Source organism: Alcanivorax sp. HI0083, from assembly GCF_001635175.1.
In genome coordinates this window covers 1-383 of the sequence record NZ_LWFX01000871.1, presented here as the reverse complement: position 1 = coordinate 383, position 383 = coordinate 1, and the positions used below count along the sequence as shown (strand labels likewise).

Annotated in this window: 1 protein-coding gene; it reads left to right on the top strand. The window is 55.1% G+C overall.

The window, feature by feature from the left end; all coding sequences use genetic code 11:
• Nucleotides 1–383 (top strand): DDE-type integrase/transposase/recombinase (locus tag A3754_RS08390; RefSeq protein WP_156496921.1); only part of this gene is annotated, 383 nt, incomplete at both ends.

The window sequence follows — 383 nt, the reverse complement described above, 5'->3', positions numbered from 1 at the left end:
GATATTACCCAGATCCGCTGCCAAGAAGGCTGGCTCTACATTGCCGTTGTGCTGGATCTGGGGACTCGTCAGATCGTGGGCCGTGCGATGGGGCCGGTTAACTGCTCACAATTGGTTATAGCGGCGCTGAAACAGGCCTGGAGGCGCCAGAAACCTGCGGGGCGTGATTTGCTGTTCCACTCAGACCAAGGCAGCCAATATCGTAGTGAAGAGGTTCTGAGTTGGCTCAATGACAGAAAGGTGACCATCAGCATGTCCCGGCGCGGCAACTGCTGGGACAATGCTTGTGCCGAGAGTGTCTTTGCCTTGCTAAAAAAGGAGTGGACTCGCCCTCTTGGAGAGATAGGCCGAGACGAAATGGCGAGCGAAGTTCGTTACTATAC